Below are 15925 nucleotides of genomic sequence, written 5' to 3'. Positions count from 1 at the left end.
CAATGGCATTCGATGCAACATTTTTCGCCTTCGTCGGTCTCGTTCTCTTTCTTGCCCTGATTGCCTATCTCAAGGTTCCGGGCATGATGGCGAAATCGCTCGATGAGCGTGCCGACAACATCCGCAAGGAACTTGAGGAAGCCAAACGTCTGCGTGAAGAGGCTCAGGCGCTGCTTGCTGAATATCAGCGCAAGCGCAAGGAAGCCGAAGCGGAAGCCGCTCACATCGTGGCATCTGCCGAACGCGAAGCCGCTGCCTTGAGTGAAGAAGCCCGTCAGAAGACGGAGGAGTTTGTGGCTCGCCGGAACGCGCTTTCGGAGCAGAAGATCCGGCAGGCTGAGGCCGATGCGATCGGTGCCGTTCGGGCCGCCGCTGTCGATCTTGCGATCGCCGCCGCCGAACGAGTCATTGCCAACAAGGCCGATACTTCCACGCAGGACGCCCTTTTCAAGGACGCCCTCGGCCAGGTGCAGTCGCGATTGAACTGATTGCGATACCTTGCGAAAAATAAGAAGCCCCCGGAAGCTCTGTGCCTCCGGGGGTTTTTCATTTGTGGCTTGTTTTTCAGGCGAATGGGACTGCCGGGAGGATCGATGCAAAAGCCCAGACTGTTTGGCGCCGACTACAGCGTTTATGTACGTAGCGCCCGGCTAGCTTTCACCGAAAAGCGCGTCGCTTATGAACTGGATGCGATCGACGTCTTTGCTGCGGATGGCCCGCCCGCTTCCTATTTGAAAAAGCACCCATTCGGCCGTATTCCGGCGCTCGAGCATGGCGACTTTACGCTGTATGAGACCGGCGCCATCACCAGATATGTGGACGAGGCCTTCGAGGGGCCGGCACTGCAGCCGGTAAATATCCGCAGCCGAGCACGGATGAACCAGATCATCAGCATCGCCGACGGCTATATCTATCCAACCCTCGTCTGGGGTATCTACGTGGAGCAGGTCTCGAAACCCCGTAGTGGCAAACAGAGGGATTTTTCCCGGCTGCAGACCGCGCTCGACAAGGCGCCAATCTGCTTACAGGCGCTGGAGGATCTGATGACGGATGGGCCGTGGGCAGGCGGATCCGACCTCAGCCTTGCCGATCTTCATTTGGCGCCGATGATGGATTATTTCATGAAGGCGCCAGTCGCTCCCGGCCTGATGAGGGGAGTTCCGGCGCTCGCTTCCTGGTGGAACCGGATTTCTTCTAGGGCTTCAATGCGAGCGACGATCCCGACGAGCTGACCGCAGGATGCTAGTCCCGAAGGTGTATCCTTACGTGCCTGGCAACTCGTCCTTCCTGAGCGGACGGAAACTCATGCGGTGCAGTGAGCAGGGGCCATGCGCCTCGATGCCCGCACGATGCTGCGGGGTGGCGTAGCCGGCATGGTTGGCGAAACCGTAGACGGGATAGACATGGTGGGCGCGCGTCATCATCCGGTCGCGGGTCACCTTGGCGACAATAGATGCCGCCGCGATCGAAACGGAACGCGCATCGCCCTGGATGACCGCCTTGCCGGAACAGCAGAGGCCGCGCGGCACGTCGCGCCCATCGGCAAGAACATAGGCGGGCGTGACCGCGAGACCCGCGACAGCCCGGCGCATGGCGTCTAGGCTCGCTCGAAGGATGTTGCGTTCGTCAATGTGGCGCGGTCCGGAGGCCGCGATCGACACCTCTGCGGTTGCCATGATCGCCTCGAACAGGGTTTCCCTCTGCAGAGCCGTCAGCTGCTTGGAATCGTTGAGGCCGTCTGGAATATTCTCCGGGTCCAATATCACCGCCGCGGCAACGACTGGTCCCGCCAATGGTCCCCGCCCGGCCTCGTCCGTGCCGGCAACCGGCCAGTGGCCGGCTTTCCGCGCCAGAAGTTCCAGGCTGAAGTCCGGGACGACCGGCACTTCTTCGAAGAGCATCGGAGAATCGGGTGACGTGCGAGGCAACATGGCGGCAACCTCGCACGTCGACCCGATCTCCTGCAACCCCCGGCAGGCGATGCGGCGTCGCTATCCACCGAGGGGCGGCGGTGGAACCGGGGAGAATCCGGCGCTTGACAGGACGGGCAAGCGCCGGAAACAGAATTACAACAGTGAAGGCCTCACGCCTGCTCCATAAGATTCCGCTATCCACCTTTGATGCCTTCGAGAGATGGCCAGTGAAGACGAAACACCAGGCTCAAAGCAGCGAAAGCTGAATACCTCCGCCATCCGGCCGAATGAACAAATCGTCCCGGAGCGGCAGACCGCGGCGGACCATTTCAAGCCGTTTCGTCGCCATTTCGAATCGCCGGCCGATCTGCCAGGCATAAGGCCCGGCTCCCTTCATCCGCTTTCCGAACTCCGCGTCGTAATCCTTGCCGCCGCGCATTGAGCGGACGAGCGACATCACATGCCGATAGCGGTTGGGATAATTCTGCAGCAGCCAGTCGCGAAACAATGGGCTCACTTCCAGAGGAAGGCGCAGCAGCACATAACTTGCCTCCGTCGCGCCTGCCGCATGGCCTGCCTCGAGTATCCGCTCGATTTCGTGATCGTTAAGCGCCGGAATCACGGGGGCCACCATGACCGCTGTCGGAATTCCGGCATCGGTCAGCGCCTTGATGGCTGAGAGGCGCTTGGGAGGGGTCGAGGCGCGCGGCTCCATGGTGCGGGCAAGCTTGCGGTCCAGCGTGGTGACGGAGATGCCGACCTTGGCGAGCCCTTTCGAAGCCATTTCGGAAAGGATGTCGATATCGCGTGTAATGAGTGCCGACTTGGTGACGATCGCGACCGGGTGATTGGCCTTGTTCAGGACCTCGAGGATCTGCCGCATGATGCGCCATTCTCGCTCGATCGGCTGGTACGGATCGGTATTGGTCCCGATGGCGATTGCGCGCACCTTGTAATCCGGTTTGCTAAGCTCGCGCTCAAGCAGCTTCGGAATGTCGGGTTTGGCAAACAGTTTCGATTCGAAATCGAGCCCCGGCGAAAGACCCATATAGCTGTGGGTCGGCCGCGCGAAGCAATAGATGCAGCCGTGTTCGCAGCCACGATAGGGATTTATCGAGCGGTCGAAAGACAGGTCGGGGGATTCATTCCGGGTGATTGCAGTACGCGGCTTTTCGACTTGCACCTCTGTCTTGAACGGTTCGAGTTCTTCGATGGTCTGCCACCCGTCGTCGAACACCTCCCGGCGTTCTGCCTCGAAGCGGCCGCTCGGATTGAGCCCGGCCCCACGTCCGCGCCTGCGGTCCACTTCGACCCTGAGACCGGAGGACTTTACCAGTGCATCGGCAATATCGGCCGTATGAGCAGGCGCCAAAGCGCTCTGCCGCAAATGGGACAGCTCGTTCATGGGGTGCTCCTGACGGGTGTTCGTCCCGTTTCTGATGATTAAATTCCTAGCCGCAAAATAAGAACATTGCAAGAACAAAATTTGGCGACAGGTTTCTGGTTTTCTGTGGCGCGATGCGGTAAACGTCAGGAATGCTGACTGTCATCTTGGAATGCCGCGATCAGGAATCAGAGCTGGCGCAGACGCTCTCGCTGCTTGTTTCCGCGGCGGTGGAAGGGCTCGTGAGCGACGTGGTGGTGCTTGATCACGGCTCGCGGGATGGTACCTCCCGGGTGGCCGATGCCGCCGGTTGCCGTTTCCACACCCATTGGGACATTAAGGATATTTTGCGGTCCGCGCGGGGCGAGTGGCTGCTGTTGCTGGAGCCCGGCGCCCGATTGCAGACAGGCTGGATCGATGAGGTCATGGAATATCTCGCACTCGGGAGGCAACCGGCCCGATTCGCCCCATCTCGGACTTACCGGCGGCCGTTCTTCAAGCGCATCGGGCGGGCCGTTCCTCCGCTGGAACATGGCCTGCTTTTTCCCAAACGCCAGGCAATCGCGCTCGCGAAGTCAGGCATGGATCTTGAAACGCTGGCGAAGGGGCAAAAAGCCATCAAGCTCGTCAGCGAAATTATTCCCGCCTGGGTCGCCAAGGCGGTGCATTAGCTGGGCGGGAGCCGCTCCGGCTATTTCTGCGATGAGGCGCCGCGCTTCAGGTGCTCGTCGAGCCGCGGCATGATCTCGATGAAGTTGCACGGCATGTGCCGATAATCGAGTTGCGCCTTCAGGATGCCGTCCCAGGCGTCCTTGCAGGCGCCCGGTGAGCCCGGCAGCACAAAGATGAAGGTGGCATTCGCCACTCCGCCGGTCGCGCGTGATTGGATTGTTGAAGTTCCTATCTTGTCGTAGGAAATGCGGTGGAAGACCTCGGAAAAGCCGTCCATGCGTTTTTCAAAAAGCGGCTCAAGCGCTTCCGGGGTGACGTCACGACCGGTGAAGCCCGTACCGCCGGTGGTAATCACCACGTCGATCTCGGGATCGAGCGTCCATTCCCGCACCTGAGCGGCGATCTTGTCCTTGTCGTCAGTCACGATGGCGCGGGCCTTCATTTCATGGCCTGCTTCCGCAATGCGTGCCGCAAGGGTGTCGCCCGATTTATCGTTTTCCAATGTGCGGGTGTCGGAAACGGTAAGCACGGCAATGCCGACCGGAATGAAGGAACGGGTTTCGTCGATCCGGCTCATGATGTCTTTCCAGCGTTCTGGCCAACGGTCTGCACCGCCTGGAAATACCAGTCCGGCCTTTGGCCGGTCAGATTTTCCGCGGCTCTCTCTGCGATCTCGGCGGAAGGAAATATGCCGAAGCAGGTGGCGCCTGAACCGGACATCCGCGTCAGTATGGCGCCTTCTGCGCCGATCATATTGGAGATCTGGTCGATTTCGCGCACCAGCGAGCGTGCCGGCGGCTCGAGATCGTTGCGTAGGCTTTTGAGGAAAGGGATCCAATCCATTTCCAAGGCACCGATCGGTGGATTCTCCTTGCGGCTGAGCCGCTCGAAGATGTCGGGCGTCGAAACGCCCACCAACGGATTGCCGAGCACGAGGGCGAGCGACGGCAAGGTGGGCAAGGCTGCAATGTCTTCGCCTATGCCTTTGGCGACCAGGGCCTCGCTCTTGAGGCACATGGGCACATCGGCGCCAAGTGCCAGGGCAAGAGCTTGGATTTCCGGTTCCGGCAGTGGGCTCTTCCAGAAGCGCAGGAGACCCCGCAAGGCGGCTGCAGCATCTGCAGACCCGCCTCCGATTCCGGCAGCGACGGGCAGGTTTTTTTCAAGATGGATTGTGACGGGCGGAGCGGTGAAGCCGGTTGTTCTAAGCTTCTCCCGCAGCAGATCGCGAGCCTTTAGCACCAGATTCCCATAGGTGCCTTCCGCTTGATTGGGTAGAAGGTGCGCAAATCGTCCGGAAGCGGTGAATTCGTCGCCCTCCGCTGCCGCAAACTTCAGCCGATCGCCGGCGTCGGCAAAGGTGACGACAGTTTCGAGCAGATGATAGCCGTCAGACCGCTGTCCCGTGACGTGCAAGGCGAGATTGATCTTCGCCGGGGCCAGCTCGAAAAGGCCCGCCTCCTCGGTGGACCCGGTTTCAAAAGGCATGCCATCGGCAAACATGATGCGTCAGGACTTCTTGTCGGGATTGGCAGGTGCCGGTGGGGTCGGGGGAACGGGTGCGATCTGGCTGCGGTCGGCCGTTGTGGCATTTGGGTCCAGCGGTGGCAAACCCTTCTCGATCTTAGCCTTGATCTGCTCGCGGTTGATATCCTCGCCTTCCGAGATCAGTGCCCGGTTCCACTGGTAGACCGCTTCCAGTTTGCGGCCGACACGCCAGTAGGCATCGCCCAAATGGTCGTTGATCGTCGCGTCGCCCGCACGAAGCTGCACTGCGCGCTCGAGCTCGGTGACCGATTCCTCGAATTTGCCCATGCGGTAATAGGCCCACCCGAGTGAATCGACGATATAGCCGTCGTCAGGCCGGGCCTCCACCGCCCTGCGGATCATATCGAGGCCTTCCTCGAGATTCTTGCTCATGTCGACTAGGGAATAACCGAGATAGTTCAGCACCTGCGGTTGTTCGGGGTTGAGCTCCAGGGCCTTGCGGAAATTCGGCTCGGCCTTGTCCCACTGCTTGAGCCGCTCGTAGGCGATGCCGCGCTGGAAGAAGATGGTCCAGTCGCCGGCCTTCGGTACGGGGCCGACAACGCCGATCGCCTTGTCGTAGGTTTCCGCCATGGCTTTGTAGTCCTTGGCTTCAGAAAGCACGCTGCCATAGGCGATATAGCTGCGGATATCGCTTGGATCCGATTCGATCAGCGATTTCAGATGCTGCTTGGCCTCATCGACCTTTCCTGTTTCCGACAGCGTTATACCCAGCTGCAGTTCCGAAATCCGCCGCATCGGCGAATCGGTCGGCACGCTTGCATAGAACTGGATGGCGCGCTCGGGCTGCTTCAGTTTTTCGGCAATGCCGCCAAGCAGGATCAGCGTATCGGCGCTCTTCGGATCGAGTGCGTGAGATATCTGCAGATAGAGCGAAACCATGTCCTCGGCGCCCTGGCGGTTCAATGCACCGCCAATGGAGAACAGAACGCCTGCAGCGCCTTCCGCCGCGTTGGTCACCTGCTGTTCTGGCTTCTCGCCCTTCTCGATGCTCTGCCGCAATGCCTTGAGCGGCGCATAGTTGGAAACCATGCCGTCCCCGACGGCGATCGCGTCGAGTGCCTTCTGCCTGTTGCCAGCGGCTGCTTCCAGGCGCGCGAGCGCCATGACGGCACGCATGAAGGTATCGGGCGCGGTTGCCACGGCTTCCTTGTTGGTGACGGCCGTATTGAGATGCTGCCGGGCGGTTCCGATGTCGCCGGCTACCAGCGCCATGGCGCCGAGATGGTAGTCGGTGAAGACCTTGAACCACGGTGGGCCCTTCAGGTTGCTGACGCTCGATATGGCTTGCTTGCCCTTGCCGGCGCCAACCTGTGCCCAAGCCAGGAGTAGCTGATGGGTCAACCGGTCGAGATCGTTCGGGCCCTCATAGGCGAGGACTTTTTTGGCCGTGTCGAACTTCTTGTCGCGCAACGCGTCAAGGCCCCGCACGATCTTCGTGATCCGCTCGACGGCCGAATCGCTCTTGAGGGCTTCCGCTTCCTGGAGCCCGTCGTCGAAGTCGCCGTTGAGCAGCAGCGAGATCATCAGCCGCTCGCGGATTTCCAGGTTGGCCGGGTCGAAGGTGAGCGCCTTGCGGTAAAGGGTGATGGCAGTCGAATAGTCATGATCCACATCCGCAGTGCGGGCGGCGAGGAAGGCGCCCGAAAAGGATTTGACGTCGCCGGGGCTGAAGGTCACGACCTCTGCTGCGGTCGGCCTTGGTTCCTCGGTTGCGGCATTCGCGGCCACACCAAACAGGAGGAGGGTCGCGACTGCCGCACTGGAAAGCAGAAGAAGGCTGGATGTCCGCCGCATGAAGATGCCTTTCTTGTAGAGCATGGCGCAGCAGTAAATGCCGCTGCCGTTCGCGCCCATTTGATTCACGACAGAATGGCTTTTTTGAAGCAGGTCCGCAAGGAAATCTCCAGCGCCGCAGTAGGCGGCGCCGGTCAAACCTTTGTTGGCCAGTACTGTTTTAGTTAACGCGCTGGATCGAAAAGTCGATGACCTCGAGAAGCGCTGCCTTGATCGGCGAGTGCGGCAGGGGCGCCAGCGCGTCGCGAGCGATGGTACCATAGTGCAGGGCGCGGGCGATGGTATCGTTCAGCGCGCCGTATTTGTTCATCAGGCCAAGGGCTTTTTCCAGGTTCTCGTCGCTGCTTTCACCCTTTTCGATCGCCTGGCGCCAGAAGGCTCGCTCGGCCTCGGTGCCGCGGCGATAGGAGAGGATGACCGGCAGCGTGATCTTGCCTTCCCGGAAATCGTCGCCGACATTCTTGCCGAGATCGGCGGCTTTTCCGCCGTAGTCCAGTGCGTCGTCGACAAGCTGAAATGCCAGGCCGAGATTCATGCCGTAGGATTTGAGCGCGCCGCGTCCCGCCTTGTCGGCATTGGCGATGATCGGACCGACTTCGGCTGCCGCGGCGAAGAGAGCGGCGGTCTTGGCGCGGATGACGGAGAGATAATCGTCTTCTGTCGTTTCCATGCTCTTGGCGACGGAAAGCTGCAGCACTTCGCCCTCGGCGATCACGGAGGCGGCGGTCGACAGCACGTCGAGCGCTTCGAGCGAACCGACCTCCACCATCATCTTGAAGGCTTGGCCCAGCAGGAAGTCGCCGACCAGAACGCTTGCCTGATTGCCCCAGATCATCCGGGCGGTGGATCTGCCCCGGCGCAGATCGCTTTCATCCACCACATCGTCATGCAGCAGGGTCGCCGTATGCATGAACTCGACGCTGGTCGCGAGCTTCACATGAGCGTCGCCCTGATAGCCGAACAGCGAAGCGGATGCCAGCGTCAGCATCGGCCGCAGCCGTTTGCCTCCGGACGAGATGAGATGGTTGGCCACCTCGGGAATCATCTGCACGTCGGAACCGGCCTTGGACAGGATCAATTGATTGACCCGTTCCATATCCGCTTTGGTGAGGTCCACCAGAGGCTTGACGGATGCGTGTTTGTTTTTGCCTTCTTCAAGCGGTATGACGACGCCCAACGATGAGGCCTCCCTAGCGAAATCTTTCGGGCGACAATAGAAAGAGGCGGATAGTGCGGCAAGCGCAAATCGTATGCTGCATGGTCTAATGGAGTTCAAAAAGAGTCATGCTGGAGATTATTCGCACCAACGACGTCGTAATCCTGTCGCTGGCGCAAAGCCTGATGAAAGACGCCGGCATTCACTGCATGATCGCGGATCAGTCGATGAGTGTACTGGAGGGGTCGCTTGGACTGCTGCCACGCCGCCTCCTGGTGGATGAGGAGCGGGCCGAAGAGGCGCGGCGGATTTTGACGGATGCGGGGTTGGAGGCGGAGCTGCGGTCCTGATGACGGCATCGGCCTATACCATCGACGCATTTCATCGCGGCAGATTCCACATCATGCAGCCGAAGGGCGGCGGACATCGCTCCGGCGTAGATGCAATGCTGCTGGCCTCGCTAGTGGCGTCAGACAGGCCGGTCACGGTCGCCGATCTCGGTTCGGGTGCCGGCGCGGCCGGGCTTGCCGTTGCCGCGCGCCTCGCGGAAGCGAGAGTAATGCTGGTCGAAAAATCGCCGTTGATGGCCGATTATGCCCGCCGGACCCTTGCGCTGCTCGAAAACGCTTCCCTGGCGGGGCGTGTTGAGGTTCTCGAAGCAGATGTCACTTTGACGGGCAAGCCACGGATAACTGCGGGGCTCCCGGACGAGATCTTTGACCACGTCATCATGAACCCTCCCTTCAACGATGCCGCCGACCGCCGGACGCCGGATGCATTGAAGGCCGAGGCTCATGCCATGACCGAAGGTCTGTTCGACGGCTGGGTTCGCACTGCAGGGGCAATCATGAAACCTGGCGGGCAATTGTCGCTGATTGCCCGGCCGCAATCGATCGCCGAGATTATCGATGCCTGCGGCAAACGCTTCGGTGGGTTGGAGATAACCGCGCTCCATCCGCGTCCGGATGAAAGCGCCACACGCATTTTGGTTACGGCCATCAAGGGCTCGCGGGCGAGGCTGACATTGAGGGCGCCGCTCTTCGTGCACGGCGCGGACGGACACGCTTTCACGCCGTTCGTGGACGACCTCAACAACGGCCGCGCCGCGTATCGGCGAATCGGCCCGAAAAGAAATCTGCCGCCGGTGTAAAGTCTGAACCGGCGGTGCGCTCTTCGGCCGTTTTCGCCTGTTTTCAGGGCGCGGCCATTGTGTTTGCGAATCCGTCACATACATGCTGGGGCAGGCCCAATGCGACAGAAGGAAGAAAAATGAGCGGGTTTTGGAATAGGCTGATGCCGAAGCGGTTCCGTAAGACTGGCGTGACGATCCCCGTCGTCCGGTTGCATGGGGCGATCATGGCCGGTGGCAGCCAATTCAAGCAGCCGCTCAATCTGGCCGGCGTTGCACCGATGCTGGACAAGGCCTTCTCGAAGAAGGAGGCGCCGGTTGTTGCCATTTCCATCAATTCACCGGGCGGTTCGCCAGTGCAGTCGCGCCTGATCTTCCAGCGCATCCGGGCGCTCGCTGAGGAAAAGAACAAGAAGGTGCTGATGTTCGTCGAGGACGTCGCAGCATCCGGCGGGTACATGATAGCGCTTGCCGGCGACGAGATTTTTGCCGATCCCACCTCCATCGTCGGCTCGATCGGCGTTGTCTCCGGCGGCTTCGGTTTTCCCGAACTGCTCCGCAAGATTGGCGTTGAGCGCCGGGTCTATACCGCTGGCGAAAACAAGGTGATCCTCGATCCGTTCCAGCCGGAGAAGGAAGGCGATATCGAGTATCTGAAGGCGCTGCAACTCGAAATCCACAAGGTTTTCATTGACATGGTGAAGATGCGGCGTGGCGAGAGGCTGGCCGATGATGCGACCATCTTCTCCGGTCTCTTCTGGAGCGGCATGCGCGGCGTTGACCTCGGTCTGGTCGACGGATTGGGCGACATGCGAGACGTTCTGAAACGTCGCTATGGCAAGGATGCCAAGCTGGAACTGATCGGCAGCGCCCGCACGCTCTTCGGACGTCGCGTGCCGGGAGTGGTATTTGGCGAGGGCAAGGCCGGCGAAATCGCCGCAGAGCTGACCACGGGACTTGCCGCCGGGCTTGAGGAAAAGGCATTGTGGAGCCGCTACGGTCTTTGAACGGCCAAAACGTGAGGGGGAAATGGCGCAGCTCATATTTTTGATCATCCTGATCGGCGGCGGCTGGATGTTGTACAAGAAGTTCACCAAGGATGCCGAACGGCTTTCTCAGCGCTCCCGCCAGCACGAGAAGGAGCGCCAGACGGGTGCGGTCGGCACGCTGGAAAAAGATCCGTTGACCGGTGAATACCGGGTGAAGCGGGACGAGGAGTAAGCGCCGCGGCCCGGCGTTTCTAAACCTTTAATCCTTGACCCGTGCCCCTCATGCGTGGCACTCGTCCGCATCCCTCCAACCGAACCTGATATCGCCATGACCGAGCTGCCCGACCATATGTCCCCGACCCGCTCCTTCCAGGGGCTGATCCTCGCGCTCCATAACTATTGGGCAGACAAGGGCTGCGCGGTGCTGCAGCCATACGACATGGAAGTCGGCGCCGGGACCTTTCATCCGGCGACGACGCTGCGCGCGCTCGGGCCGAAGCCTTGGAAGGCGGCGTATGTGCAGCCGTCCAGGCGACCGTCCGACGGCCGTTACGGCGAAAACCCGAACCGCCTGCAGCACTACTACCAGTATCAGGTCATCCTGAAGCCGAACCCTTCCAACCTTCAGGAGCTCTACCTCGGCTCGCTGAAGGCGATCGGTCTCGATCCGCTGCTTCATGACGTGCGGTTCGTCGAGGACGACTGGGAAAGCCCGACGCTTGGCGCCTGGGGTCTCGGCTGGGAATGCTGGTGCGACGGCATGGAGGTTTCCCAGTTTACCTATTTCCAGCAGGTCTGTGGCATCGAATGCTCCCCGGTGGCGGGCGAGCTCACCTATGGCCTCGAACGCCTCGCCATGTATGTCCAGGGCGTCGACAATGTCTACGACCTGAACTTCAACGGCCGCGAAGGCGAGGAAAAGATCTCCTATGGGGACGTCTTCCTGCAGGCGGAGCAGGAATATTCGCGCCACAACTTCGAATTCGCCGACACCGCCATGCTGCATCGCCACTTCATCGATGCCGAAAAGGAATGCCAGGCTCTGCTCGCGGCAGGCGCTCCCGGCGCGAACGCCAATCAGATGCTGCACAAATGCGTCTTCCCGGCCTATGACCAGTGCATCAAGGCTTCTCACGTCTTTAATCTGCTCGACGCGCGCGGGGTGATTTCCGTGACCGAACGCCAGAGCTACATTCTGCGCGTGCGCACGCTTGCCAAAGCCTGCGGCGAAGCGTTCCTGTTGACGGAAGCGGGCGGCGCGAATTTCGGCAAAGAGGCTGCGTGATCGACGGCAGGCTCTAAGGCCTTCGACGGTCCGTTTGACGCCCTTGAGGAAGTATGCCTAGTGTCCGCCCGGAATTATACGGTTCTGGGGGATTCGCGCATGTATATTCTTCTCGGTATAGTCGTTCTCGTCGGCCTATACGTTGTCATGCTCTACAATGGGCTGGTCAAATCTCGGCAGATGGCTGAAGAGGCATGGTCGGGCATCGACGTGCAGCTGAAGCGCCGCGCCGACCTGATTCCGAACCTCATCGAAACCGTAAAGGGCTACGCCGCCCATGAAAAGGGTACGTTCGAAGAGGTTGTCAAGCTGCGCAATCAGGCGCAGGCCGTACCTGCAGGAGATGTTGCGGGTCGAGCGCAAGTAGAAGGTCTTCTCGGCCAGGCTCTTGGCAAGATCATCGCATTGGCGGAAGCCTATCCGGACCTCAAGGCGAACCAGAACTTTTCTGAACTCCAGGCCTCGCTGGAGACGATTGAAAGCGAAATTCAGATGTCGCGGCGTTACTATAATGGTGCGGCTCGCGATCTGAACGTCAAGGTCGAAAGCGTCCCCTCCAATCTGATCGCCAGCCAGTTCGGTTTTTCCAAGCGCGAATATTTCGAGATCGAGAACGCGGCGGACCGCGCCGTGCCGGCCGTCAAGTTCTGAACTCCGCTATTGGACCTTTCGGACGCAACGGTTTATGAGCGCGGTCGGCCGCGCTTTTGCGGCGTAAAATCAATGTTGCGGCGTCCCTGACGTGCCGGAACGGCATGACAGCGCTGCAGATGGCATAAGAGACGATCACCATGGGCAGAGCCAAACTCACCATCCTGCCGCCCGGCAAGCCGCTTTCCGGCCGCGCCATGCCGCCCGGATCGAAGTCGATCACCAACAGGGCGCTGCTGCTTGCAGGACTTGCAAAGGGTACGAGCCGTCTCACTGGTGCGCTGAAGAGCGACGACACGCGCTATATGGCAGAGGCGCTGAGGGCCATGGGCGTTGAGGTCGATGAGCCGGATGCGACGACCTTCGTCGTTACCGGCACGGGCAAGCTCATGCCGCCATCTGAACCATTGTTTCTCGGCAATGCCGGGACCGCGACCCGCTTTCTGACCGCGGCTCTGGCGCTCGGGGAAGGCCGGTATGTCGTCGACGGCGACGAACACATGCGCAAGCGACCGATCAAGCCGCTTGTCGAAGCACTGAAGTCGCTGGGCGTAGCGATCGATGCACCGAGCGGCTGCCCTCCCGTCACGATCGATGCCAATGGAGCCTTCACCAGAAATGCGGTCGTTATCGACGCCGGTCTTTCCAGCCAGTATGTCTCGGCGCTGCAGATGGCCGCCGCCTGCGGTTCCGAACCTTTTCTCATCGAACTCGCGGGCGCGGATATAGGCGCGCGAGGGTATATCGATCTGACGCTCGCGGTCATGCGCGCTTTCGGAGCAAAAGTCACCCAGCCGACGCCGTCTTCTTGGAGGATCGAACCGACCGGCTATCAGGCCGCTGATTTCGCCATCGAGCCTGACGCTTCGGCCGCCACTTATCTCTGGGCGGCGGAAGTGCTGACCGGCGGCGCCATCGATCTCGGCGTGCCGGCGGATGCTTTTACGCAGCCGGACGCCAAGGCCTACGAGATCATCTCGCAATTCCCGCATTTGCCGGCGGAAATCGACGGTTCTCAGATGCAGGATGCCGTTCCGACTATCGCCGTGCTTGCCGCCTTTAATGAGACGCCGGTGCGGTTTACCGGTATTGCCAATTTGCGGGTCAAGGAATGCGATCGCGTCCGCGCGCTGTCGCTCGGCCTCAACAATATTCGCGAAGGTCTCGCGACGGAGGAGGGGGATGATCTCGTCGTCGCCTCCGATCCATCGCTGGCGGGCCAGACCCTGCCGGCGGAGATCAACACGTTCGCCGACCATCGCATCGCCATGAGTTTTGCCCTGGCGGGGCTGAAGATCGGCGGCATTACCATTCTTGATCCCGATTGCGTTGCCAAGACCTTCCCGGCCTATTGGGACGTGCTGGTCTCGCTGGGTGTCGCTTATACAAACATCGAATAATTGCAAAAGATCGGCGGGGGCCGAGGGAGATATGTCGTGATGCGGTGGTTCTCCGGTTTGTGGGTCTCGCTTCTCCTCTGTTTGTTTGCGGCACTGCCGGCACGGGCGGAGGAATACGTCCGCTCCTACCATTCCGATATCCAGGTTGCCGCCGATGGCCACCTGACGGTCTCCGAAACGATAGTTGTCAATGCGGAAGGCAACCGGATCAGGCGCGGCATCTTCCGCGATTTCCCGCTGACCATGCAGGACGCTGCGGGACGCACGGTGCGTGTCGGTTTCGACCTCATATCGGTCACCCGCGACGGGCGCGACGAGCCTTATCATACGGAAACGGTGGCCGGCGGCATCCGCATCTATGCCGGATCCGAGGATGTTTTCCTTGGCGATGGAGAACATACCTACGTCGTCACCTACCGGACCGACCGGCAGATCCGTTACTTCGACGACCATGACGAACTCTACTGGAACGTCACCGGCAACGGCTGGCAGTTTCGCATCGCGCAGGTTTCGGCTCGTGTGACGCTTCCGGGAGGAAGGGTCACTCAGACCGCCGCCTATACCGGTCTCCTTGGCTCCACGCAGCGCAACGCGCGCATGCAGGCAAACGGCAGCGAGGCAAATTTCGCCACCACCCGTCCGCTTGGCGAACAGGAAGGACTGACCGTCGTTGTCGGCTTTCCCAAGGGCGTGGTCGCGCCGCCTTCTGCCGATCAGGAGCGCGACTGGTGGCTGCGCGACAACATCAATCTGTTCTTGGGACTTGGTGGACTGATCCTCGTCGTCGCCTATTACGCGGTGTTCTGGAATCGCGTCGGCCGCGATCCGGCCGGCGGGGTCATGGTGCCGCGCTGGGATGCTCCCGACGGCATCTCCCCCGCACTCGTCAACTACATCGACAACAAGGGTTTTTCGGGCGGCGGTTGGACAGCCTTTTCCGCGGGCGTGCTCGATCTTGCCGTCAAGGGATATGTGGTGCTCGATGATTTGAAGGAAAAGATCGTGCTGTGCCGGACGGACAAGACCGCGCCGCGGGATCTGCCGAGCGGTCAAGCCTCTATTCTGGGTTCCATCGGCGGAAAGGGCGAAAGCCTCGTGATAGACGAGGCGCACGGGACGACGGTCCAGTCGGTCGGCGCGAGCTTCCGGCGGGCGATCGAAAAGGAGCATCGCGGCAAGTATTACAAGGCCAATACGGGCTATATCGCGGGCGGCGTCGCTCTCAGCGTATTGTCGATCCTCGCCTTGATCGTCTTCGGGAATCTGGAGCCGGACATGATCGCGATGCTGATCGTGCCCGCCTTTTTCGCGGTCTTTATCGGCGGTTTTGCCGTGAGCTTCGGAAAGGGACTGAGGCGCGGTTCTTCCCTGCTGTCGAAGGTCGTTTCGGTCGTGATCCTCGGTTTCATCGGCCTGGTCGCCTTGTCGATCGGGTCGGCGGTGATGGTGGCACTCCTGTCCGAAATGACGGGCAACGATCATTGGCCCGTCCTGGTGGCCGTCGGCGGTATCGTTCTTGTCAACGTGATGTTCTTTTTCCTGATGGGCGCGCCGACGCCGCTCGGCCGCAAGCTGATGGACGGCATCGAGGGCCTGCGCACCTATCTGACACTTGCGGAACAGGACCGCATGAACATGGCGGGCGCACCGACCATGTCGCCGCAGCATTTCGAAAAGCTTCTGCCCTATGCGGTGGCACTCGGCGTGGAAAAGCCGTGGAGCCGCGCCTTTGAAGCATGGCTCGCAACGGCCGCGGGTGCCGCAGCGGCTTCCTATGCACCTGGCTGGTACAGCGGCAATTCCCATTCGAACTTCGGCGACCGCATCGGTGGCTTTGCCTCCTCGATGTCTTCCACCATCGCTTCGACCATCCCCGCGCCGAAATCCTCCTCGTCCTCGTCCGGCTTTTCGGGCGGCTCCTCCGGTGGCGGCGGAGGCGGTGGCGGCGGGGGAGGGTGGTAGGCCACTTTCCCCAATACCCCTGATGACTTTTTGCGGTGG

Annotated in this window: 17 protein-coding genes; 11 read left to right on the top strand and 6 right to left on the bottom strand. The window is 60.8% G+C overall.

The genetic code is table 11. The features are described from left to right. Positions 1-2: 2 nt before the first annotated feature. Positions 3-488 (top strand): F0F1 ATP synthase subunit B, encoded by a 486-nt coding sequence (locus EDE05_RS00320; protein ID WP_134099366.1) that lies wholly within the window; start codon positions 3-5, stop codon positions 486-488. Positions 489-593: 105 nt separating this feature from the next. Next, positions 594-1232 (top strand): glutathione S-transferase family protein, encoded by a 639-nt coding sequence (locus tag EDE05_RS00315; protein WP_132408720.1) that lies wholly within the window; start codon positions 594-596, stop codon positions 1230-1232. Between the two features lie 30 nt (positions 1233-1262). On the opposite strand, the gene EDE05_RS00310 is transcribed toward EDE05_RS00315, so the two are convergent. Beyond that, positions 1263-1931: a ribonuclease HII gene (locus EDE05_RS00310; protein WP_105374133.1), complete on the bottom strand. Its 669-nt coding sequence runs from the start codon at positions 1929-1931 to the stop codon at positions 1263-1265. 229 nt (positions 1932-2160) lie between these two features. Further along, positions 2161-3318, bottom strand: coding sequence for a PA0069 family radical SAM protein (locus tag EDE05_RS00305; protein WP_105374134.1), 1158 nt, complete (start codon positions 3316-3318; stop codon positions 2161-2163). 131 nt (positions 3319-3449) lie between these two features. On the opposite strand from EDE05_RS00305, the gene EDE05_RS00300 reads away from it, so the two are divergent. Further along, positions 3450-3968 carry a glycosyl transferase gene (locus EDE05_RS00300; protein WP_105374135.1) on the top strand — a complete coding sequence of 173 codons (519 nt, stop codon included), beginning with the start codon at positions 3450-3452 and terminating at the stop codon, positions 3966-3968. Between the two features lie 20 nt (positions 3969-3988). On the opposite strand, the gene moaB is transcribed toward EDE05_RS00300, so the two are convergent. From moaB to EDE05_RS00280, 4 genes are all read right to left on the bottom strand, one after another. After that, positions 3989-4546: a molybdenum cofactor biosynthesis protein B gene (gene moaB, locus EDE05_RS00295; protein ID WP_134099363.1), complete on the bottom strand. Its 558-nt coding sequence runs from the start codon at positions 4544-4546 to the stop codon at positions 3989-3991. Then, positions 4543-5457, bottom strand: a complete 915-nt coding sequence (locus EDE05_RS00290; protein WP_134099867.1) for a 4-(cytidine 5'-diphospho)-2-C-methyl-D-erythritol kinase — start codon at positions 5455-5457, stop codon at positions 4543-4545. The genes moaB and EDE05_RS00290 overlap by 4 nt, the downstream gene beginning before the upstream one ends. A gap of 21 nt (positions 5458-5478) precedes the next feature. Continuing rightward, entirely contained in the window at positions 5479-7314 is a 1836-nt protein-coding gene (locus EDE05_RS00285) for a tetratricopeptide repeat protein (protein WP_134099864.1), read from the bottom strand. Between the two features lie 160 nt (positions 7315-7474). Then, positions 7475-8491: a polyprenyl synthetase family protein gene (locus EDE05_RS00280; protein WP_132408724.1), complete on the bottom strand. Its 1017-nt coding sequence runs from the start codon at positions 8489-8491 to the stop codon at positions 7475-7477. 107 nt (positions 8492-8598) lie between these two features. On the opposite strand from EDE05_RS00280, the gene EDE05_RS00275 reads away from it, so the two are divergent. From EDE05_RS00275 to EDE05_RS00240, 8 genes are all read left to right on the top strand, one after another. Then, a complete protein-coding gene (locus tag EDE05_RS00275; RefSeq protein ID WP_105374138.1) occupies positions 8599-8820 on the top strand; it encodes a DUF2007 domain-containing protein in 222 nt (73 codons plus the stop codon). Next, positions 8820-9620, top strand: a complete 801-nt coding sequence (locus tag EDE05_RS00270) for a methyltransferase (RefSeq protein ID WP_134099360.1) — start codon at positions 8820-8822, stop codon at positions 9618-9620. The genes EDE05_RS00275 and EDE05_RS00270 overlap by 1 nt, the downstream gene beginning before the upstream one ends. 119 nt (positions 9621-9739) lie before the next feature. Next, positions 9740-10606 carry a S49 family peptidase gene (locus EDE05_RS00265; RefSeq protein ID WP_105374140.1) on the top strand — a complete coding sequence of 289 codons (867 nt, stop codon included), beginning with the start codon at positions 9740-9742 and terminating at the stop codon, positions 10604-10606. 22 nt (positions 10607-10628) lie between these two features. Further along, on the top strand, positions 10629-10820 hold the full coding sequence (locus tag EDE05_RS00260; RefSeq protein WP_105374141.1) for a hypothetical protein: 192 nt from the start codon (positions 10629-10631) through the stop codon (positions 10818-10820). A 96-nt stretch (positions 10821-10916) separates the two neighbouring features. Further along, the gene (locus tag EDE05_RS00255; protein WP_105374142.1) at positions 10917-11873 is read left to right on the top strand and encodes a glycine--tRNA ligase subunit alpha; all 957 of its coding nucleotides are present in this window, start codon (positions 10917-10919) and stop codon (positions 11871-11873) included. Positions 11874-11972: 99 nt separating this feature from the next. Then, positions 11973-12524 carry a LemA family protein gene (locus EDE05_RS00250; RefSeq protein WP_105374156.1) on the top strand — a complete coding sequence of 184 codons (552 nt, stop codon included), beginning with the start codon at positions 11973-11975 and terminating at the stop codon, positions 12522-12524. 140 nt (positions 12525-12664) lie between these two features. Further along, positions 12665-13924: a 3-phosphoshikimate 1-carboxyvinyltransferase gene (gene aroA / locus EDE05_RS00245; protein WP_134099357.1), complete on the top strand. Its 1260-nt coding sequence runs from the start codon at positions 12665-12667 to the stop codon at positions 13922-13924. A gap of 39 nt (positions 13925-13963) precedes the next feature. Continuing rightward, complete coding sequence (locus EDE05_RS00240; protein ID WP_134099861.1) at positions 13964-15886, top strand: DUF2207 domain-containing protein; 1923 nt, start codon at positions 13964-13966, stop codon at positions 15884-15886. Positions 15887-15925: the final 39 nt, after the last annotated feature.

This window comes from Neorhizobium sp. R1-B, assembly GCF_004368875.1.
Classification (GTDB): Bacteria; Pseudomonadota; Alphaproteobacteria; order Rhizobiales; family Rhizobiaceae; genus Neorhizobium; species Neorhizobium huautlense.
Note: the sequence above shows the minus strand (reverse complement) of the source record. Positions and strands in the feature narration are given on the sequence as shown.